The sequence below is a fragment of the Streptomyces sp. NPDC093071 genome, assembly GCF_044754545.1.
Lineage (GTDB): Bacteria > Actinomycetota > Actinomycetes > Streptomycetales > Streptomycetaceae > Streptomyces.
Window position 1 is genome coordinate 239,508 of sequence record NZ_JBIVPH010000006.1, and the last position, 18,853, is coordinate 258,360.

At 73.5% G+C, this 18,853-nt stretch carries 19 protein-coding genes; 13 read left to right on the forward strand and 6 right to left on the reverse strand.

What is annotated here, in order from left to right:
- Positions 1-61 precede the first annotated feature (61 nt).
- The gene (locus ACIQD7_RS23910; protein WP_121829046.1) at positions 62-922 is read right to left on the reverse strand and encodes a 3-hydroxybutyryl-CoA dehydrogenase; all 861 of its coding nucleotides are present in this window, start codon (positions 920-922) and stop codon (positions 62-64) included.
- A 198-nt stretch (positions 923-1,120) separates the two neighbouring features.
- Between ACIQD7_RS23910 and ACIQD7_RS23915 the strand changes: the two genes are divergently transcribed.
- Positions 1,121-2,398 (forward strand): glycoside hydrolase family 10 protein, encoded by a 1,278-nt coding sequence (locus ACIQD7_RS23915; RefSeq protein ID WP_402444076.1) that lies wholly within the window; start codon positions 1,121-1,123, stop codon positions 2,396-2,398.
- Between the two features lie 79 nt (positions 2,399-2,477).
- On the opposite strand, the gene ACIQD7_RS23920 is transcribed toward ACIQD7_RS23915, so the two are convergent.
- Positions 2,478-2,681: a DUF1918 domain-containing protein gene (locus ACIQD7_RS23920; protein WP_121829032.1), complete on the reverse strand. Its 204-nt coding sequence runs from the start codon at positions 2,679-2,681 to the stop codon at positions 2,478-2,480.
- A 123-nt stretch (positions 2,682-2,804) separates the two neighbouring features.
- Positions 2,805-3,644 carry a DMT family transporter gene (locus ACIQD7_RS23925; RefSeq protein ID WP_402444219.1) on the reverse strand — a complete coding sequence of 280 codons (840 nt, stop codon included), beginning with the start codon at positions 3,642-3,644 and terminating at the stop codon, positions 2,805-2,807.
- 628 nt (positions 3,645-4,272) lie between these two features.
- On the opposite strand from ACIQD7_RS23925, the gene ACIQD7_RS23930 reads away from it, so the two are divergent.
- The 4 genes from ACIQD7_RS23930 (at position 4,273) to ACIQD7_RS23945 (ending at position 8,154) form a co-directional block, all read left to right on the forward strand.
- Positions 4,273-5,781, forward strand: coding sequence for a PLP-dependent aminotransferase family protein (locus tag ACIQD7_RS23930; RefSeq protein WP_402444079.1), 1,509 nt, complete (start codon positions 4,273-4,275; stop codon positions 5,779-5,781).
- Positions 5,782-5,812: 31 nt separating this feature from the next.
- Entirely contained in the window at positions 5,813-6,265 is a 453-nt protein-coding gene (locus ACIQD7_RS23935; protein ID WP_121829029.1) for a GNAT family N-acetyltransferase, read from the forward strand.
- A gap of 69 nt (positions 6,266-6,334) precedes the next feature.
- Positions 6,335-6,910 carry a histidine phosphatase family protein gene (locus ACIQD7_RS23940; protein ID WP_402444221.1) on the forward strand — a complete coding sequence of 192 codons (576 nt, stop codon included), beginning with the start codon at positions 6,335-6,337 and terminating at the stop codon, positions 6,908-6,910.
- Between the two features lie 83 nt (positions 6,911-6,993).
- A complete protein-coding gene (locus ACIQD7_RS23945) occupies positions 6,994-8,154 on the forward strand; it encodes a methyltransferase (RefSeq protein WP_402444080.1) in 1,161 nt (386 codons plus the stop codon).
- A gap of 107 nt (positions 8,155-8,261) precedes the next feature.
- Here ACIQD7_RS23945 and ACIQD7_RS23950 read toward each other — a convergent pair whose 3' ends face one another.
- Complete coding sequence (locus ACIQD7_RS23950) at positions 8,262-8,684, reverse strand: helix-turn-helix domain-containing protein (protein ID WP_121829027.1); 423 nt, start codon at positions 8,682-8,684, stop codon at positions 8,262-8,264.
- A gap of 88 nt (positions 8,685-8,772) precedes the next feature.
- Between ACIQD7_RS23950 and ACIQD7_RS23955 the strand changes: the two genes are divergently transcribed.
- From ACIQD7_RS23955 to ACIQD7_RS23965, 3 genes are all read left to right on the forward strand, one after another.
- A complete protein-coding gene (locus ACIQD7_RS23955; RefSeq protein WP_402444082.1) occupies positions 8,773-9,594 on the forward strand; it encodes an NAD(P)H-binding protein in 822 nt (273 codons plus the stop codon).
- 401 nt (positions 9,595-9,995) lie between these two features.
- Positions 9,996-11,012, forward strand: coding sequence for an MDR family NADP-dependent oxidoreductase (locus ACIQD7_RS23960; RefSeq protein WP_402444084.1), 1,017 nt, complete (start codon positions 9,996-9,998; stop codon positions 11,010-11,012).
- Between the two features lie 39 nt (positions 11,013-11,051).
- Complete coding sequence (locus ACIQD7_RS23965) at positions 11,052-11,456, forward strand: MerR family transcriptional regulator (protein WP_402444085.1); 405 nt, start codon at positions 11,052-11,054, stop codon at positions 11,454-11,456.
- A gap of 278 nt (positions 11,457-11,734) precedes the next feature.
- Here ACIQD7_RS23965 and argG read toward each other — a convergent pair whose 3' ends face one another.
- Both argG and ACIQD7_RS23975 read right to left on the reverse strand, forming a co-directional pair.
- On the reverse strand, positions 11,735-13,180 hold the full coding sequence (gene argG, locus ACIQD7_RS23970) for an argininosuccinate synthase (RefSeq protein ID WP_402444087.1): 1,446 nt from the start codon (positions 13,178-13,180) through the stop codon (positions 11,735-11,737).
- A 100-nt stretch (positions 13,181-13,280) separates the two neighbouring features.
- Positions 13,281-13,727, reverse strand: a complete 447-nt coding sequence (locus ACIQD7_RS23975) for an anthrone oxygenase family protein (RefSeq protein ID WP_402444089.1) — start codon at positions 13,725-13,727, stop codon at positions 13,281-13,283.
- A 90-nt stretch (positions 13,728-13,817) separates the two neighbouring features.
- Here ACIQD7_RS23975 and ACIQD7_RS23980 point away from each other — a divergent pair, with 90 nt between their 5' ends.
- The 5 genes from ACIQD7_RS23980 (at position 13,818) to ACIQD7_RS24000 (ending at position 18,846) form a co-directional block, all read left to right on the forward strand.
- On the forward strand, positions 13,818-14,396 hold the full coding sequence (locus tag ACIQD7_RS23980; RefSeq protein ID WP_402444091.1) for a TetR/AcrR family transcriptional regulator: 579 nt from the start codon (positions 13,818-13,820) through the stop codon (positions 14,394-14,396).
- 94 nt (positions 14,397-14,490) lie between these two features.
- Positions 14,491-15,519 carry an N-acetyl-gamma-glutamyl-phosphate reductase gene (argC, locus tag ACIQD7_RS23985; protein ID WP_121829020.1) on the forward strand — a complete coding sequence of 343 codons (1,029 nt, stop codon included), beginning with the start codon at positions 14,491-14,493 and terminating at the stop codon, positions 15,517-15,519.
- Positions 15,516-16,682 carry a bifunctional glutamate N-acetyltransferase/amino-acid acetyltransferase ArgJ gene (gene argJ / locus ACIQD7_RS23990; protein ID WP_402444093.1) on the forward strand — a complete coding sequence of 389 codons (1,167 nt, stop codon included), beginning with the start codon at positions 15,516-15,518 and terminating at the stop codon, positions 16,680-16,682. The genes argC and argJ overlap by 4 nt, the downstream gene beginning before the upstream one ends.
- Positions 16,679-17,590: an acetylglutamate kinase gene (gene argB / locus ACIQD7_RS23995; RefSeq protein WP_161374839.1), complete on the forward strand. Its 912-nt coding sequence runs from the start codon at positions 16,679-16,681 to the stop codon at positions 17,588-17,590. Before argJ ends, argB begins: the two co-directional genes overlap by 4 nt.
- Entirely contained in the window at positions 17,590-18,846 is a 1,257-nt protein-coding gene (locus tag ACIQD7_RS24000; protein WP_402444095.1) for an acetylornithine transaminase, read from the forward strand. Before argB ends, ACIQD7_RS24000 begins: the two co-directional genes overlap by 1 nt.
- Positions 18,847-18,853 lie beyond the last annotated feature (7 nt).

Below are 18,853 nucleotides of genomic sequence, written 5' to 3' on the forward strand. Positions count from 1 at the left end.
GGGTGGTGCGGAGAGTGGTCGTGAGGCCCCGGCGGAAAGCCGCCGGGAGCGGAGGGACGCGTCAGGAGTACGGGTAGAAGCCCCAGCCCGTCTTCCGGCCGAGCCGGCCCGCGTCCACCATGCGCTGGAGCAGCGGGGGAGCGGCGTACAGCGGCTCCTTGAACTCCGAGTACATCGAGTCGGCGATCGAGGCGATCGTGTCCAGGCCGATCAGGTCGGAGAGCTTCAGCGGGCCCATCGGGTGGGCGCAGCCGAACTCCATGCCGTTGTCGATGTCCTCGCGGCTCGCGATGCCCGACTCGAACATCCGGATCGCGGAGAGCAGGTACGGCACGAGCAGCGCGTTCACCACGAAGCCGGAGCGGTCCTGGGCGCGGATCGCGTGCTTGCCGAGCGTCTTCTCGGCGAAGGCCTGCGCCCGGCTGAGCGTGCCCTCGGAGGTGGTGAGGGCCGGGATCAGCTCGACGAGCTTCTGCACCGGGGCCGGGTTGAAGAAGTGGATGCCGACGACCTGGTCGGGGCGGGAGGTCGCCACGGCCAGCTTCACCAGCGGGATGGAGGAGGTGTTCGAGGCCAGGATGGCGTCCGGCCGGGTCATCACCTGGTCGAGGACCTGGAAGATCTCGGTCTTGACCTGCTCGTTCTCCACCACGGCCTCGATGACGAGGTCGCGGTCGGCGAACTCGCCCAGGTCGGTGGTGAAGCTGAGGCGCGCGAGCGTCGCGTCCCGCTCCTCCTCGCTGATCTTGCCGCGCTCGGCGGCCTTCGCCAGCGAGTTGTAGAGCCGCGTCCGGCCGATCTCCAGCGCCTCGCCGGTGGTCTCGGCCACCTTCACCTCGAGCCCGCTCCGGGCACACACCTCCGCGATGCCCGCGCCCATCTGGCCGCAGCCCACCACTCCGACGCGCTCAATGTCGGCCATGGAGTCCGTCACCTCGTGCCTTTCGCTCTTCTGCCGGCGGCGGGCCCGTGTGATTCCGGTGCGTCCGCCTCGATCCTCCGACGTTACCGCTCATTAACCGATGATCGATCGTCCGGGACGTGGGCAGGATCTCCCCGTGAGTGTGACGTATCCGACAGAGGAGGGGTACAAGTGCGGCCTATCGGGAGAAGAGGGTTCGTGGCCGGCGCCACCGGGACGGCGCTCGCCGTGACGGGAACGACAGGGACGGCGACGGCGGCCGGTGCGGTCCGGGGGGTCGCGGAGGCGGGCGCGGAGGCTGGCGCGGCACCCGAGGCGAGGAGCCGGGCGCGGGGGAGGCCCCACCGCCGCCGGGAGTTCCGCGGCGTGTGGGTGGCGACGGTCAACAACATCGACTGGCCCTCCAAGCCCGGCCTGACCGCCGGGCAGCAGCGCTCCGAGCTCCTCGTCCACCTCGACAGGGCGGCCGAGCGGCGGCTCAACGCCGTGGTCCTCCAGGTCCGGCCGACCGCCGACGCCCTGTGGCCCTCGCCGTACGAGCCGTGGGCCGAGTGCCTGACCGGCGTCCAGGGCCGCGACCCCGGCTGGGACCCGCTGGGCACGGCCGTCGCCGAGGCCCACGCGCGGGACCTCCAGCTGCACGCCTGGTTCAACCCGTACCGGGTGGCCAACCACACCGACCCGGCCCGGCTGGTCGCCTCCCACCCGGCGCGGCGCCACCCGGAGTGGGTGCTGCCCTACGGCGGGAAGCTGTACTACGACCCCGGCCTTCCCGAGGTCCGGCGCTTCGTCCAGGACGCCATGCTGGACGCGGTGCGCCGCTACGACGTCGACGCCGTGCACTGGGACGACTACTTCTATCCGTACCCGGTCGCCGGGCAGGCCTTCGCCGACGACGGGACGTACGCGCGCCACGGCGGCGACTTCCCCGACAAGGCGTCCTGGCGGCGGCACAACACCGATCTGCTGGTCTCCGAGATGTCCGCCCGGATCAAGGCCGTCACACCGGGAGTGGCCTTCGGGGTGAGTCCCTTCGGGGTCTGGCGGAACGCCGCCACCGACCCGGAGGGCTCAAACACCACCGCCGGCGTCCAGACCTACGACGACCTGTACGCCGACACCCGGAAGTGGGTGCGGGAGGGCTGGCTCGACCACATCGTGCCGCAGCTGTACTGGAACATCGGCCTGCCCGCGGCCGACTACGCCGAGCTGCTGCCCTGGTGGGACGAGACGGTACGGGGGACCGGCGTCGGCCTCTACGTCGGCGAGGCGCTCCACAAGGCGGGCGACCCCGCCCAGCCGGCCGCCTGGCAGGACCCGGGGGAGCTCTCGCGCCACCTGGAACTCGCCAAGGGGTACGCCGGGGTCGGCGGGCACTGCTTCTTCTCGGCGAAGGAGGTCGCGCGGGACCGGATCGGGGCGATGGCCAGGGTGGTGACCGACCACTATCCGACCAGGATCCGCCCGCCGGGGTGACGGCCCCTCGGCCGGTCCTCGTTCTTCGGCCGGTTCCCGTTCTTCAGCTGGTCCCAGCTCCTCGGCCGGTCTCCGTTCCTCAGCCGGTTCCCGCCTCCGGGTGGTGACGCACGACGGTGTCGGGGCCCGGTGACATCAGGGCCTCGTGTCCGTCGTCGTCGAACTTCACGCGGTACGGGGGAGTGCCGTTCTCCCCCAGTACCTGAAGGACCTCGGCCGTACGGTCGTGGTGGCCGACGGTCCGTCCGTGCACCAGCAGTTTGTCGCCCACGCTCGCCTGCATCGGGGTGACCTCCTCGCGATCCGGCCCGTGCCGGTCCTTCGCTCTTCGGAGCCTCTGCTTGTCATTGTGACCCTTTTCGTCCGCTTCCGTCGCACCGGACCCGCCCGGTCGCCGGGGGGCGGGTCACGACTTCGAGCGCTGGGTGACCGCGATGCAGACCAGGACCGCGACCGCCGCGACGGGGGCGGCCGGCGACAGGGTCTCGCCGAGGAGGGTGACCGACCAGACGAGGGTGAGGAGCGGCTGGGCGAGCTGGAGCTGGCTGGCCTTCGGGATGCCGATCGCGGCCATGCCCCGGTACCAGACGTACAGGCCGAAGAAGGTCGAACCGGCGGCGACCCACACCAGTCCGACGACGCCGTGGGCGGTGAGATGGACCGGCTCCAGGGACAGGGTGACGGCCGAGGCGACCAGCATCAGCGGCAGGCAGAGGATCAGGGCCCAGCCGATGACCTGCCAGCCCGGCATCAGCCCGGCCAGCCGGCCGCCCTCGGTGTAGCCGGCCGCGCACACGAGCAGCGCCCCGAAGAGGTACAGGTCGCCGGTGGAGAGCGCCCCGCCGCTCTCCGCGAGCGTGAAGCCGAGCACCACCACGGCGCCGGAGACGGCCGCGATCCAGAAGGTGCGGGAGGGGCGCCGGCCCGTCCGCAGGGCGGCGAAGGCGGCCGTGGTCAGCGGCAGCAGGCCCACCACCACGGCGGCGTGGGAGGTGGTGGAGGTCTGGAGCGCCAGGCTGGTCAGGAGCGGGAAGCCGATGACGACCCCGCCGGCGACCACCGCGAGCCCCGCCCAGTGGCGCCGCTCCGGCAGCGGCACCCGGCCGGCGAGCAGGAAGACGCCGGCGACGAGCGCGGCGAGGGTGGAGCGCACGGCCACCAGCGACCAGGGGCCGAAGCTCTCCAGCCCCCAGACGGTCGACGGGAAGGTGAGCGAGAACGCGACGACGCCGAGGCCGGCGAGCAGGGTGCCACGGGCGCGGGAGTCGGGAGCGGGGGGCCGGTGGGTGCTCGCGGTGTCGGGGGTGTCGGCGGTGTCGGGGGCGCCGGGAGTGCCGGGGGTCCGGCGGGCAGCCGTGGTGCCGGTGCCGGTGCCGGTGCCGGTGTCGGCGGGGGCTCGGCGGCCGGTCACGGCTCCCGTGGCTCCGGCGGCTCCAGTGGCTCCGGGGTCCCGGCGGACGGTCACGGCTCCCGTAGGGCCGGGGGCCGGGTGAACGGGCGTAGAGCCTGCGGCCCGGCAACCGTCCGGGGCTCCGGGGGCTCCGGCGGAGCCGGGAGCTGGGGGAGCCGTGGCTCCGGCGGCTCCCGGAAACGAAGGGGTCGACGCTCCGATGGCTCCGGGAATCGAAGGGGTCGACGCTCCGATGGCTCCGGGAACTGAAGGGGTCGACGCTCCGGCGGCCCCGGGAAGCGAGGACCCGGTGGTTCCGGCGGCCCCGGAGACCGAGGGCCCCGTGGCTCCACCGGCCCCCAAGGCCGAGACACCCGGCGCCCCGGCAACCCCCGGGGCCGAGGGGGCCGATGCCCCAGCGGTGCCGCCCTCCGAGCCGGTGACCGCTATCGCATTAGGAGTAGTAGCGCTATCGTGTGTCCTCATGCATGAGCGTAGCAGTGTCGCGGAACTGGTGAAATCCCTGAGGGTAGAGCTTGACCGCTACTCTCCCGGCGGAAAGCTTCCGTCGAGCCGGGCCCTCGTCGAGCGCCACCGCGTCTCCCCGGTCACCGTCACCCGCGCCCTCGCGCAGCTCGCCGCCGAAGGGCTCGTCGTCACCCGCCCCGGCGCCGGCGCCTTCCGTGCGGAGCCCCGTACCCCCGCCCCGGTCACCGGCGACACCTCCTGGCAGGAGGTCGCCCTCAGCGCCGACACCGCCACCGAACTCGTGCCCCGGGCCGTCGACGCCTCCGGCGTCCTCGTCACGCTCGCCGCGCCGCCGCCCGGCACGATCGAGTTCAACGGCGGCTACCTCCACCCCTCCCTCCAGCCCGAGCGGGCCCTCGCCGCCGCCCTCGCCCGGGCCGGCCGCCGCCCCGGCGCCTGGGGCAGGCCGCCCATCGACGGCCTGCCCGAGCTGCGCGAATGGTTCGCCCGCGAGATCGGCGGCAGCGTCACGGCGGCCGAGATCCTCATCACCGCCGGGGGCCAGTCCGCGATCACCACCGCCCTGCGCGCCCTCGCCCCGCCGGGCACCCCCGTCCTCGTCGAGTCGCCCACCTACCCGGGGATGCTCGCCGTCGCCCGCGCCGCGGGCCTCCGCCCCGTCCCCGTGCCCGTCGACGCCGGGGGAGTCCGCCCCGAACTCCTCGAAGCCGCCTTCCGCGCCACCGGGGCCCGCGTCCTCGTCTGCCAGCCGCTCTTCCAGAACCCGACGGGCGCCGTCCTCGGGCCGGAGCGGCGCCGGGAGGTCGTCCGGATCGCCCGTGCCGCCGGGGCCTTCGTCATCGAGGACGACTTCGCCCGCCGCCTCGTGCACGAGGACGCCCCGCCGCTCCCCGCGCCCCTCGCCGCCGAGGACCCGGACGGCGTCGTCGTCCACGTCCGCTCCCTCACCAAACCCACCTCGGCCAGCCTCCGCGTCGGCGCCCTCGCCGCCCGCGGCCCCGTCCTGGAACGGCTGCGCGCCATCCAGGTCGTGGACAGCTTCTTCGTCCCCCGCCCCCTCCAGGAGGCCGCGCTCGAACTCGTCGGCTCCCCGGCCTGGCCCCGCCACCTCCGCGCCGTCTCGCAGGAGCTCAGGGCCCGCCGGGACGCCATGACCGGCGCCCTCGCCCGCCACCTTCCCGAACTCGCCCTGTCCCACGTCCCCTCCGGCGGCTACCACCTCTGGCCGCGCCTCCCCGACGCCCTGTCCGAGACCTCCCTCCACGCCACCGCCCTGCGCGCCGGGGTCGCCGTGGCCCCCGGCCGCCCCTATTTCTGCGCCGAACCCCCCGCCGGCCACATCCGGCTGAGTTTCGCGGGTGTCGCGGGCCCCACGGAGATCGCGGAGGGCGTGCGCCGCCTGCGGACGGCGGTGGACGAGCTCACCGGCCGGCATCCGGGGCCGGGCCGTACGGACGCTCCGCCCGCCCCCGGCCCGGCAACGGTCCCCGGCAAATCCGCCTGACAACACCCCGTACTCCTGAAAGCCTGCGTCCATGAGCGACAGCACCGTCCCGGAAGGCCCCGTCATGCACGGGGCGTACGAGATATCGGCCGACCCCGCCCGGATCGACGCCGCCCGCGTCCACCACTGGATCTCCACCGACTCCTACTGGGCCCCGGGCCGACCTCGGGAGAAGCAGGACCGAGCCATCGCGGGCTCGCTCAACGTCGGCGCCTACCACCGCGAGACCGGCGAGATGGGCGCCTACGCGCGCGTCGTCACCGACTACGCCACCTTCGCCTGGCTCTGCGACGTCTACGTCGACCGCCCTGCCCGGGGCACCGGCCTCGGCACCGCGCTCGTCACCGCCGTCCGGGACCTCCTGGAGCCGTACGGGCTGAGCCGGATCATGCTCGCCACCGCCGACGCGCACGGCGTGTACGAGAAGGTGGGTTTCGCGCCACTACGAAATCCGGACAAGTGGATGGCTCTCGGGCGGCAGTGAGCCGGACCCCCTCCGCCCCCGCGAAACGACCCCTTGACCAGCGGCGCCACCGGCCTCACGATCGCGGCCATGGGTCTTAGGGTGACGCTCGTCACGGCGGCACGCAGCTCCTCCCTGCTCGCCGAACGGTTCGACGACGACCGGCCGCTCGACGAGGCCGGCTGGTACGAGGTGCAGCAGGCCGCGCCCGCGCTCATCCCGCTCGGCGCGGCCGAACTGCGCTACTGCTCCCCGACCCCGCGCAGCCGCGCCACCGGCACCGCCCTCGGCTACGCGCCCCTCGCCCAGCCCGCGCTGCGCGACTGCGACATGGGCCGCTGGCGCGGCCTGACCCTCGCCGAGGTCGCCGCCCTCGAACCGGCCGCCGTCGACGCCTGGCTCACCGACGCCCGCACCGCCCCGCACGGCGGCGAACCCCTCCTCGCCTTCATCGCCCGGATCGGCGGCTGGCTCGACACCCGCCCCGCCGAGGACGGCGCCATCGTCGCCGTCGCCGAACCCTCCGTCGTACGGGCCGCCCTCGTGTACGCCCTGAAGGCGCACCCCACCACGTACTGGAACGTCGACGTCCGCCCCCTCTCCACCGTCACCCTCACCGGCCGCCCCGGCCTCTGGCACCTCCAGCTCGGCGCGGCCCTGCGCTGACCGGCCCGCGCCCCCGGGAACGGGACGGGGGCGGGCCGGGGTCGGGGCGGCCCGGCCCCGCGACCGGCTAGCCTGAACCCACGATGAACCGTTTGAGCACGTCATGGGGCGCCTTCGCGCTGACCCGCCACCCCGAGGACCCGCGCGACCCGCTGCGCGCCTGGGACGCGTCCGACGAGTACCTCCTGGGGCACCTGGCCGAGACCGGCACCGACCTCTCCGGCACCGTCGCCGTCCTCGGCGACCGCTGGGGCGCCCTCGTCACCGCCCTCCAGGCGGCGGGCCCCGGCGCCCTCGTCCAGATCACCGACTCGTACCTCGGCGGGCGGGCCACCCGGACCAACCTCGCGCGCGCCGGCGCCGCCCCGGACGCCGTCCGGCTGCTCACCACCCAGGACCCGCCGCCCGAGCGGATCGACGTGCTCCTCGTCCGCGTCCCCAAGAGCCTCGCGCTCCTGGAGGACCAGCTGCACCGCCTCGCCCCCGCCGTCCACGAGGGCACCGTGATCGTCGGCACCGGCATGGTCAAGGAGATCCACACCTCCACGCTGAAGCTCTTCGAGCGGATCCTCGGCCCCACTCGCACCTCCCTCGCGGTGAAGAAGGCCCGGCTGATCCACACCACGCCGGACCCCGCCGCCGCCCCGGGCCCGAACCCCTGGCCGTACCGGTACGCGCTCCCCGCCGACACCCCCGCGCCCGGCCTCCCCGGACGGACCGTCACCAACCACGCCGGCGTCTTCTGTGCCGACCGCCTCGACATCGGCACCCGCTTCCTCCTCGCCCACCTGCCCCGCGACCTGGGCCGGGCCCGCGTCGCCGACCTCGGCTGCGGCAACGGCGTCGTGGGCCTCGCGGTCGCCCTCGCCGAACCCGGCGCGGAGCTGGTCTTCACCGACGAGTCGTACCAGGCCGTCGCCTCGGCCGAGGAGAACTTCCGCGCCCACGCGGGCGACGGGCGCACGGCCGGGTTCCTCGTCGGCGACGGGCTCGCGGACCTGGCCCCCGGCTCGGTGGACCTGGTCCTCAACAACCCGCCGTTCCACAGCCACCAGGCCACCACCGACCGCACCGCCCGCCGCATGTTCGCCGACGCCCGGCGCGCCCTGCGCCCCGGCGGCGAACTGTGGGTCGTCGGCAACCGGCACCTCGGCTACCACGTCACCCTCCGCCGGATCTTCGGCAACAGCGAACTGGTCGCGAGCGACCCGAAGTTCGTGGTCCTGCGCGCGGTCCGCTCCTAGATCCCATCCGGCGGATCAGGGGCGGACGGGTCCTGGCCGTCGCTTGTCGTGACGTGGTCGACGCCCCGTGGCGGCAGGCGTCCGGCACGCGGCGACAGCCGCCCGTGTCAGCGGATGTCGTGGTCGGGGTGGGCCCGGTCGTACACGTGCCGCGCCTCGGCGATCACGGAACGATGCGCGAGGGACCAGTCGGCGAGTGCCTTGACCAGGTGGGTCAGGCCGGCCCCGGTCTCGGTCAGGCGGTAGTCGACCCGGGCCGGGACGGTCGGGTACACGGTGCGCAGTACGAGGCCGTCGCGTTCGAGCCTGCGCACGGTGAGGGTGAGCATCCGCTGGGAGATGCCGTCGATGGCGCGCTGGAGTTCGCGGAAGCGACGTGGCCCGCCGGTGAGTTCGACGATCACGAGCACCGACCACTTGTCGCCGATGCGATCCAGGACGTCGCGGATGCCGCAGTCGGGGTGGTGTTCGCGTCCGCACGGGTCGATTTCGGCGGGAGCGGTGGTTACCCCGGTGTGCGTGAGTGACATCGAACTGCCTCCTTGTGGCCGGTGGGCGTGAGGTCGAGGATCAAGCGTAGTTACCGATGAGAACCACTACGGAAGACGGTGATCGATCATGATTTTAGTGACCGGAGCGAACGGGAACCTCGGCGCGGCCGCTCTCGCGGCGCTGCACGCCCGCGGTACCGTCGCGGCGGGCGGCAGCCGCACGCCGGGCGAGGGGATGCGGCGCCTCGACTTCGACGACCCTTCGAGCCTCGACCTCGCCGGTGTGTCGACTCTGGTGCTCGTCTCCGCCGGTTACGCCGAGGACGACCGGGTCGTCGCCCGGCACGCGGCGGCCCTGGACGCCGCCGTCCGCGACGGCGTCGGCCACGTCGTCTACACGAGCCTGACCACCGCCGGCGACCATCTCGGTTTCGCTCTGGCCCACCGCGCGACCGAGCGCCTTGTACGGGCGAGCGGGTTGCCGTGGACGATCCTGCGCAACGGCCTGTACGCCGAACTCTTCGGCGGCCTGCTGATGTGGGCCGGTGGCGACGTGGAGTCCGCGTTCGGGGACGGCGCCTTGGCCGCGGTCTCGCGAGCGGACCTGGCCGAGGCCGCGGCGGTGGTGGCGTCGGATCCCGCACCCCATGGCGGGCGCGTCTACGACCTCGTCGGCACGCCGATCACGGCAGGACAGGTGGCCGATGAACTCGGCGTCGCGCACCGCGCCATCGGTCTGGGCGAGTACCGGCGCAGGCTCCTCCACGAGACGCCGGGGCTGCTGCCGTTCCAGCCGCCGATGCTCGCCTCGATCGCCACGGGCATCCGGCACGGCTTCCTGGACGGCACCGCACCCGACCTCACCGACCTCCTCGGCCGCGCGGCCCGCGCTCCCCTGGCCACGGCCGTCGCGGCGGCATCCGCTGCCAGGCCGGAAGCAGGCGATTAGCGGCGGGCGATTAGCGGCGACGGTGACAGCGACGGCGACACGCGCTCAGCGGCGAAGCGAGTCCTCCCGGCGATCGCGGTGGGAGGACTCGCCTGTGTCGCGCGACGCGCCCCTTTCCGCCGGGATGACGGGAAAGGCGGCCACCGCAGATCGGCTTCCCGCACCGGGCGAAGGTCCGGTTCGCTGCGCTCGCAGCCCGGAACCGCCCACCACGACCACCATCACCGCCGCCCCCACACCGCTGTCGGAAACCACCCACCAACAGCTCGACCCCACGCCGGTGTCACCGACGCCATGGCCCCGTACACCCGGCAGGCACGGGACGGGCGGGCTTGACCCTGACGCGCGGGTCAGGGTTTACGGTCCCGCCGACCCGCCCGTCCCTCCTCCTGGAGCACGCCATGGCCACCCACCGCGAGATCCGGCTGCGCACCCGCCCCGCCCACGGCCTCCCGACCCCCGACCACCTCGAACTCGTCACGACCGCGCGCCCCGTGCCCGCCCCCGGCGAACTCCTCGTCAGGAACCGCTGGTTCGCGGTCCAGGCCGCGCTGCGGACCCTCATCTCCGGCCGGATCGAGGGCGCGCCCCTCCCGTCCGTCGAGCCGGGCGACACGCTGTTCGGCGCGGCCGTCGGCGAGGTCGTGTCCGCCCCGCCCGGCGGCCCGCGCCCCGGGGAACTGGTCCTCCACTGGCAGGGCTGGCGCGAGTACGCCGCCGTCCCCGTCGCCGCCTGCACGCCCCTCGGGGACGCGCTGCCCGACCCGGTCGCCCACCTCTCCCAGGGCAGGACGGCGTACGCGGCCCTCACCCGGGGCGCGGAGGTGCGTCCCGGCGACACGGTCCTCGTGACCGGCGGGGCGGGCGCCGTCGGCACCATGGCCGGGCAGATCGCCCGGCTCCTCGGCGCGGGCCGGGTCGTCGGCAGCACCGGCTCGCCCGCCAAGGCCGAACGGCTCGTCACCGGACTCGGCTACGACGCGGCCGTCGTACGGGACGCCGGAGCGCCCTTCGCCGCGCAGCTCGCCGAGGCCGCGCCCGACGGCGTCGACGTGATCTTCGACAACGTCGGCGGCGAGCAACTGCGCGCGGCCGTCGACGCGGCCCGCCCCGGGGCCCGTGCCGTCGTCGTCGGCGCGCTCTCCGGCCAGCTCGACCCCGCCGGAACCGGCACCGACGCACGCGTGGAGCTTGATTCGTACGCGCTCGTCCTCAAGCGGATCTCGCTGCGCGGCTTCAGCCCGCTCGACCACCCGGAGACCGACGCCGAGTGGCGGGAGCGCTTCGGCGGCTGGCTCCGTACCGGCGAGATCACCTTCCCGCACGTCAGGGCGGCGGGCATGGAACGGGCCGCCGACGTGTTGCACGAGGTGATGACGGGACGGCATCTCGGCGCGGTCGTGGTCGAGTTGCCCTGACGGAGGTGGCCGCCGGGGGCCACGGCGGGGACGGTCGGCATGAGGATCGGCGACGCGGCGGCAGCGGCGGGGACCACGCCCAGGGCCCTGCGCCTGTACGAGCAGCGGGGCCTCCTCCCGGCCCCCGTCCGCACCCCGGCCGGCCAGCGGGAGTACGGCCCGGACGACGTGGCACGCGTGCGCGTGGTGCGCGAACTCCTCGCCCTCGGCCTGACGATCGAGGACGTCCGGGCCTGCGTGGACCGCCTCTCCCTCCTCGACGTGGAGGCGATCCGCTCCCGGCGGGTCCCGGAGGGCGTCTGCGCGCGGACCTCCCCGGTCGTGAACCGCCGGATCGAGGCCCTCGACGAGGAGATCGCCCGGCTGACCCGGATGCGCGACGAACTGGCCTCCCGCGCGGCCACGACGCGGGGCGGCCGGAGCCCGGAGGAAACGACGGACTGACCCGCCGCGCCGCCCGCGCCGAGCCGACGGAGCCCGCTCACACCGATCCCACGGGCCCGCCCGCGTCGAGCCCACGGGGCCCGCCCACGAAAGAACCGCCCGCACCGGGCCCACGCGGCCCGCGAAAAAGCCGCCCGCACGCCGCCCGCACGCCTCCCCGGTCCGCCCCGGTCCGCTCCGGTCCGCCCCGGTCCGCTCCGCGAAAAGGCCGGCCCGGCACCCAAGGTGCCGAACCGGCCTTCCGCCACTGACGGGCCGTCGCCCGACGGCCCGCGCGGTCAGTCCGTGCCGAACTCCATCGCGGCCCGGTCGAGCAGCTCGTCCTCGTCCGAGGCCTCGCCGCGCGAGGCGATGGCCTCGGCCCCGCCCTCCGGCATGGTGCCGATCAGCCCGGTCGCGGCGGCCTGCGCGGCGCCGATGGCCGGACCGCCGCTGCCGATCAGACCGAGGCCCGCGTACTGCTCCAGCTTGGCGCGGGAGTCGGCGATGTCGAGGTTCCGCATGGTGAGCTGGCCGATCCGGTCCGCCGGACCGAAGGCCGAGTCCTCGGTGCGCTCCATGGACAGCTTGTCCGGGTGGTAGCTGAACGCCGGGCCCGTGGTGTCGAGGATCGAGTAGTCCTCGCCGCGCCGCAGCCGCAGCGTCACCTCGCCGGTGACGGCCGCGCCGACCCAACGCTGGAGCGACTCGCGGACCATCAGCGCCTGCGGGTCCAGCCACCGGCCCTCGTACATGAGCCGGCCGAGCCGCCGGCCCTCGTTGTGGTACTGGGCGAGGGTGTCCTCGTTGTGGATCGCGTTGACCAGGCGCTCGTACGCGGCGTGCAGCAGGGCCATGCCGGGGGCCTCGTAGATGCCCCGGCTCTTGGCCTCGATGATCCGGTTCTCGATCTGGTCCGACATGCCCATGCCGTGGCGGCCGCCGATGGCGTTGGCCTCCATGACGAGGTCGACGGCGGAGGAGAACTCCTTGCCGTTGATGGTGACCGGGCGGCCCTGGTCGAAGCCGATCGTCACGTCCTCGGCGGCGATCTCGACCGACGGGTCCCAGAACCGGACGCCCATGATGGGCTCCACGGTCTCGACGCCGGTGTCCAGGTGCTCCAGGGTCTTGGCCTCGTGGGTGGCGCCCCAGATGTTGGCGTCGGTGGAGTACGCCTTCTCCGTGCTGTCCCGGTAGGGGAGGTCGTGGGCGAGGAGCCACTCCGACATCTCCTTGCGGCCGCCCAGCTCGGTCACGAAGTCGGTGTCCAGCCACGGCTTGTAGATCCGCAGGTGGGGGTTGGCGAGCAGCCCGTAGCGGTAGAACCGCTCGATGTCGTTGCCCTTGAAGGTCGAGCCGTCGCCCCAGATCTGGACGTCGTCCTCCAGCATCGCCCGGACGAGCAGGGTGCCGGTGACGGCACGGCCCAGGGGCGTGGTGTTGAAGTAGGCACGGCCGCCCGAGCGGATGTGGAACGCGCCGCAGGTGAGCGCGGCGAGGCCCTCCTCGACCAGCGCCGCCCGGCAGTCGACCAGGCGCGCGATCTCGGCACCGTAGGTCTGCGCGCGGCCGGGCACCGAGGCGATGTCGGGCTCGTCGTACTGGCCGATGTCGGCGGTGTAGGTGCAGGGGATGGCGCCCTTGTCGCGCATCCATGCGACCGCGACGGAGGTGTCGAGGCCGCCGGAGAAGGCGATGCCGACGCGCTCGCCGGCGGGCAGGGAGGTGAGGACCTTGGACATAGGAAGAGTATGCATCATCTCGCATGGTCATGCAAAGAGGGGTGGGGGAGCCCTGAAGGGGGGCGCCCCCGCCCCCCGGCCCCCCACACCCCTCGGCCCCTCAGGCGAGTGCGGTGATCAGCAGGGTGAAGGCGCCGATGATGACGGCGACGCGGATGTAGTGGAAGAAGTCCCAGCGGTTCATCTGCTCCTTCCAGTCGGCGGGCCGGTTCTCGGGGGTCCACGTCTTGCCCCGGTTGTTGATCGGGACGAGCAGCAGGACCGACATGGCCACGCTGACGAGCAGCAGTCCGCCGGCGGTGGCGACGAGGGCGGTGCCGCCGTCGTGCCGCCCGGCGACGGCCCAGATCGCGGCGAGGACGAGCGAGCCGATGTACCAGAACGGCATCACGGCGCCGAGCATCCGGCCCCCGTGGGCGCGGGCGAGCTGACCGCTGTCCTCGGGGAGTGCGCCGAAGATCGGGTTCATGACGAAGGCGACGGAGAACTCCACCCCCACCATCACGCCGACGACCACGGTGGTGAAGACCTCGAGTGCGGTGAGCATGATGACCCTCCCGGGTTCTAGCGTTGCTAGACAGTAAGGCAACGCTAGACCTACTGCCGCTCGATTGTCTAGCGGTGCTAGGATTCCTTCATGTCGGTACAGGAACGCAAGGAGCGCGAACGGGCGGACCGCGAGCGGCTCATCGTGGCGACGGCCCGCGAACTCGCCGAGCGGCAGGGCTGGGACGCGGTCACCACCCGGCGGCTCGCCGAGCGCATCGAGTACAGCCAGCCCGTCCTCTACAGCCACTTCCGCGGCAAGCGCGAGATCATCGGCGCCGTCGCCCTGGAGGGCGCCGCCGAGATGGCCGAGGCGCTGCGGGCCGCGACCTCCGCCGCGGACGGCCCGCGCGCCCGGGTGGCCGCCCTCGCCCGCTCCTACCTCGACTTCGCCGAGCGGAACCCGGCGGTCTACGACGCCATGTTCCGGCTCGACGGCGGCCTGGCGTTCGCGGAGGAGGGCACCCCCGAGCCCCTGAAGGACGCCTTCGCGGCCCTGCTGGAGCCCCTCGGCGAGGTCGCGGGCGAGGGTGTCCACCCGGGGCTGTTCACCGAGGTGTTCTGGGCGGCCCTGCACGGCCTCGCGACCCTGGCCCGGGCGGGACGGCTGCCTCCCGAGGACGCCGAGCGGCGGACGGAGCTGCTGGTGGACCGCCTCGCCGTGGTCTGACCGCCGCCGCTCGCGCGTGGGGCGCCTTCCCCGCGGTTCGTTGCATAAAACTGCGGCTCCACGTATAGTCATGCCATCCATGAGGAGGGTTTCGATGACGGTACGAGTAGCGGTGGCGGGTGCGAGCGGATACGCGGGCGGAGAGCTCCTGCGTCTGCTCCTGGCACACCCCCACGTCGAGATCGGGGCACTGACCGGCCACTCCAACGCCGGCCAGCGCCTCGGGGCCCTCCAGCCCCATCTGCTGCCGCTCGCCGACCGCGTCCTCGTGCCCACCGCCGCCGAGGAGCTCGCCGGGCACGACGTGGTCTTCCTCGCGCTGCCGCACGGCCAGTCCGCCGCCGTCGCCGAGCAGCTCGGCCCGGACGTCCTCGTCGTCGACATGGGCGCCGACTTCCGCCTCGAGGACCCCGCCGACTGGGAGGCGTACTACGGCTCTCCGCACGCCGGGACCTGGCCCTACGGCCTCCCCGAACTGCCGGGCGCCCGCGCCGCACTGGAGGGGTCCAAGCGCGTCGCGGTGCCCGGCTGCTACCCCACCGCCGTCTCGCTCGCGCTCTTCCCGGCGTACGCGGACGGCCTGGCCGAGCCCGAGGCCGTGATCGTCGCCGCCTCCGGCACCTCCGGCGCCGGCAAGGCGGCCAAGCCGCACCTGCTCGGCAGCGAGGTCATGGGCAGCATGTCCCCGTACGGGGTCGGCGGCGGCCACCGCCACACCCCCGAGATGATCCAGAACCTCAGCGGACCGGCGGGGGAGCGGGTCACCGTCTCCTTCACGCCCACCCTGGCCCCGATGCCCCGCGGCATCCTCGCCACCTGCACGGCCGCCGCGAAGCCGGGCACCACCGCCGAGGCCGTGCGGACCGCATACGAGAAGGCCTTCGCGGACGAGCCGTTCGTCCATCTGCTCCCCGAGGGGCAGTGGCCGGCGACCGCCTCCGTCTACGGCTCCAACGCCGTCCAGGTCCAGGTCGCGTACGACCCCGGCGCGCGCCGGATCATCGCGATCAGCGCCATCGACAACCTCACCAAGGGCACCGCCGGCGGCGCGGTGCAGAGCATGAACATCGCCCTCGGGCTCCCCGAGGCGACCGGACTTTCCACGATTGGAGTCGCTCCGTGAGCGTCACCGCAGCGAAGGGATTCACGGCGGCGGGCATCGCCGCCGGGATCAAGCAGAACGGCAACCCGGACCTGGCCCTCGTGGTCAACACCGGGCCCCGCCGCGCCGCCGCGGGAGTCTTCACCTCCAACCGCGTCAAGGCCGCCCCCGTCGTCTGGTCCCGGCAGGTCCTCGCCGACGGCGAGCTGACCGCCGTCGTCCTCAACTCCGGCGGCGCCAACGCCTGCACCGGCCCCCAGGGCTTCCAGGACACCCACGCCACCGCCGAGAAGGTCGCCGAGGTCCTCTCCGCGAAGGGCGAGGAGGTCGGCGCCGGCGAGGTCGCCGTCGCCTCCACCGGCCTCATCGGCATCCCGCTCCCCATGGACAAGCTCCTCCCCGGCGTCGAGAAGGCCGCGGCCGAACTCTCCGAGCACGGCGGCGAGAAGGCCGCCATCGCCATCAAGACCACCGACACCGTCCACAAGACCGCCGTGGTGACCCAGGACGGCTGGACGGTCGGCGGCATGGCCAAGGGCGCGGGAATGCTCGCCCCCGGCCTCGCCACCATGCTCGTCGTCCTCACCACCGACGCCGACGTGGACGCCAAGCGCCTCGACGACGCCCTCCGGGCCGCCACCCGCGTCACCTTCGACCGGGTCGACTCCGACGGCTGCATGTCCACCAACGACACCGTGCTGCTCCTCGCCTCCGGCGCCTCCGGCCTCACCCCCGCCCAGGACGAGTTCACCGGGGCCGTACGGGCCGTCTGCGACGACCTCGCCCGCCAGCTCATCGGCGACGCCGAGGGCGCCAGCAAGGACATCCGCATCGAGGTGGTCAACGCCGCGACCGAGGACGACGCCGTCGAGGTCGGCCGGTCCATCGCCCGCAACAACCTCCTCAAGTGCGCCATCCACGGCGAGGACCCCAACTGGGGCCGGGTGCTCTCCGCCATCGGCACCACCTCGGCCGCCTTCGAGCCCGACGAGCTCAACGTCGCCATCAACGGCGTCTGGGTCTGCCGGAACGGCTCGGTCGGCGAGGACCGCGACCTCGTGGACATGCGCTACCGGGAGGTCACCATCACCGCCGACCTCGCCGCCGGCACCGAGTCCGCCGTCATCTGGGCCAACGACCTCACCGCGGACTACGTCCACGAGAACAGCGCGTACTCGTCGTGACCGGCGCCACGCGGAAGCACACCGCGCTCCCCAAGGCCCAGATCCTCATCGAGGCCCTGCCCTGGCTCACCCGCCACCACGGCAAGACCGTCGTCATCAAGTTCGGCGGCAACGCCATGATCGACGAGGACCTCAAGGCCGCCTTCGCCCAGGACGTCGTCTTCCTGCGCCACGCCGGCCTCAGGCCGGTCGTGGTGCACGGCGGCGGCCCCCAGATCAACGCCGCCCTCGACCGGCACGGCCTGGTCAGCGAGTTCAAGGCTGGCCTGCGGGTCACCACCCCCGAGGCCATGGACGTCGTACGGATGGTGCTCGCCGGGCAGGTCCAGCGCGAGCTGGTCGGACTGCTCAACCAGCACGGCCCGTTCGCCGTCGGCATGACCGGCGAGGACGCCCGCACCATCACCGCCGTCCAGCACCGGCCGGTCATCGAGGGCGAGCAGGTCGACATCGGCCGGGTCGGCGAGATCACCGCCATCGAGACCGGCGCCATCGAAGCACTCCTGGAGGACGGCCGGATCCCGGTCATCTCCTCCATCGCACGCTCCCGGGACGACGCACATGTCTACAACGTCAATGCTGATACGGCGGCTGCGGCACTCGCTGCGGCGCTGGGTGCCGAGACCCTGATGGTCCTGACCGACGTCGAGGGCCTCTACGAGGACTGGCCGAACAGCGACGAGGTCATCAGCCGGCTCACCGCGAGCCAGCTGGAGAAGCTGCTGCCCGAGCTCTCCAGCGGCATGGTCCCCAAGATGGAGGGCTGCCTGCACGCCGTACGGAACGGGGTCACCACGGCCCGCGTGATCGACGGCCGCGTCCAGCACTCGATCCTGCTGGAGATCTTCACCGACGAGGGCATCGGCACGATGGTCGTACCGGACGGCCACGACGGACAGGGGGACTGATGAGCGGCAACGGCACCAACACCGGTACCGGCACCAACCACAGCACCGGCAACAGCACCGGCACCGGCAACGCGGAGCTGACCCGGCGCTGGCAGGGCTCGCTCATGAACAACTACGGCACGCCTCGGCTCCCCCTCGTCCGCGGCGAGGGCGCCCGGGTCTGGGACGCCGACGGCAAGGAGTACCTGGACTTCGTCGGCGGCATCGCCGTCAACGCCCTCGGCCACGCCCACCCGGCGGTCGTCGAGGCCGTCTCCCGGCAGGTCGGGACCCTCGGCCACGTCTCCAACCTCTTCGTGGCCGAGCCCCCCGTCGCCCTCGCCGAGCGGCTCCTCGGCCTCTTCGGCCGGCCCGGCAGGGTCTTCTTCTGCAACTCGGGCGCCGAGGCCGTCGAGGGCGCCTTCAAGCTCGGCCGGCTCACCGGCCGCCCCCACATGGTCGCCACCCACGGCGGCTTCCACGGCCGGACCATGGGCTCCCTGGCCCTCACCGGCCAGCCCGCCAAGCAGACCCCCTTCCTGCCGCTGCCCGGCGACGTCACCCACGTGCCGTACGGCGACGCCGAGGCGCTGCGGGCCGCGGTCACCGAGGACACCGCGCTGGTGATCATCGAGCCGATCCAGGGCGAGAACGGCGTCGTCGTCCCGCCCGCCGGCTACCTCAAGGCGGCCCGGGAGATCACCCGCGCCACCGGCACCCTGCTCGTCCTCGACGAGGTCCAGACCGGCATCGGCCGCTGCGGCCACTGGTTCGCGGCCCAGGCCGAAGGCGTCGAGGCGGACGTCGTGACCCTCGCCAAGGGCCTCGGCGGCGGCCTCCCGATCGGCGCGACCGTCGCCTTCGGCCCGGCCGCCGACCTCTTCGGTCCCGGCCACCACGGCACCACCTTCGGCGGCAACCCGGTCGCCTGCGCCGCCGGACTCGCCGTCCTGGACACCCTCGCCGCCGACGCGGCCCTCGACCACGTGAAGGCGGTGGGGGAGCGGCTGCGGCAGGGAATCGAGGGTCTGGGCCACCCGCTGGTCTCCCACGTCCGTGGCGCGGGCCTCCTGCTGGGTATCGTGCTCACGGAGTCCCTCGCGCCCCAGGTGCAGCAGGCGGCTCAGGACGCCGGCCTCCTGGTGAACGCGCCCGCCCCCGATGTCGTACGGATCATGCCTTCGCTGCTCCTCACCGACGCCGAGGCGGACGCCTTCGTCCGGGCGCTGCCCGGGGTCCTCGACGTGGTGAACGGGCAAGGACGAAGCGGAGAATGAGACGACG

What these genes read in the sequence shown, in the direction of transcription:
- ACIQD7_RS23910 (WP_121829046.1), bottom strand. Translation starts at nt 922, where the DNA reads ATGGCCGACATTGAGCGCGTCGGAGTGGTGGGCTGCGGCCAGATGGGC.
- ACIQD7_RS23920 (WP_121829032.1), bottom strand. Translation starts at nt 2,681, where the DNA reads ATGCAGGCGAGCGTGGGCGACAAACTGCTGGTGCACGGACGGACCGTC.
- ACIQD7_RS23930 (WP_402444079.1), top strand. Translation starts at nt 4,273, where the DNA reads ATGCATGAGCGTAGCAGTGTCGCGGAACTGGTGAAATCCCTGAGGGTA.
- ACIQD7_RS23935 (WP_121829029.1), top strand. Translation starts at nt 5,813, where the DNA reads ATGAGCGACAGCACCGTCCCGGAAGGCCCCGTCATGCACGGGGCGTAC.
- ACIQD7_RS23940 (WP_402444221.1), top strand. Translation starts at nt 6,335, where the DNA reads ATGGGTCTTAGGGTGACGCTCGTCACGGCGGCACGCAGCTCCTCCCTG.
- ACIQD7_RS23945 (WP_402444080.1), top strand. Translation starts at nt 6,994, where the DNA reads ATGAACCGTTTGAGCACGTCATGGGGCGCCTTCGCGCTGACCCGCCAC.
- ACIQD7_RS23950 (WP_121829027.1), bottom strand. Translation starts at nt 8,684, where the DNA reads ATGTCACTCACGCACACCGGGGTAACCACCGCTCCCGCCGAAATCGAC.
- ACIQD7_RS23955 (WP_402444082.1), top strand. Translation starts at nt 8,773, where the DNA reads ATGATTTTAGTGACCGGAGCGAACGGGAACCTCGGCGCGGCCGCTCTC.
- ACIQD7_RS23960 (WP_402444084.1), top strand. Translation starts at nt 9,996, where the DNA reads ATGGCCACCCACCGCGAGATCCGGCTGCGCACCCGCCCCGCCCACGGC.
- ACIQD7_RS23965 (WP_402444085.1), top strand. Translation starts at nt 11,052, where the DNA reads ATGAGGATCGGCGACGCGGCGGCAGCGGCGGGGACCACGCCCAGGGCC.
- argG (WP_402444087.1), bottom strand. Translation starts at nt 13,180, where the DNA reads ATGTCCAAGGTCCTCACCTCCCTGCCCGCCGGCGAGCGCGTCGGCATC.
- ACIQD7_RS23975 (WP_402444089.1), bottom strand. Translation starts at nt 13,727, where the DNA reads ATGCTCACCGCACTCGAGGTCTTCACCACCGTGGTCGTCGGCGTGATG.
- ACIQD7_RS23980 (WP_402444091.1), top strand. Translation starts at nt 13,818, where the DNA reads ATGTCGGTACAGGAACGCAAGGAGCGCGAACGGGCGGACCGCGAGCGG.
- argC (WP_121829020.1), top strand. Translation starts at nt 14,491, where the DNA reads ATGACGGTACGAGTAGCGGTGGCGGGTGCGAGCGGATACGCGGGCGGA.
- ACIQD7_RS24000 (WP_402444095.1), top strand. Translation starts at nt 17,590, where the DNA reads ATGAGCGGCAACGGCACCAACACCGGTACCGGCACCAACCACAGCACC.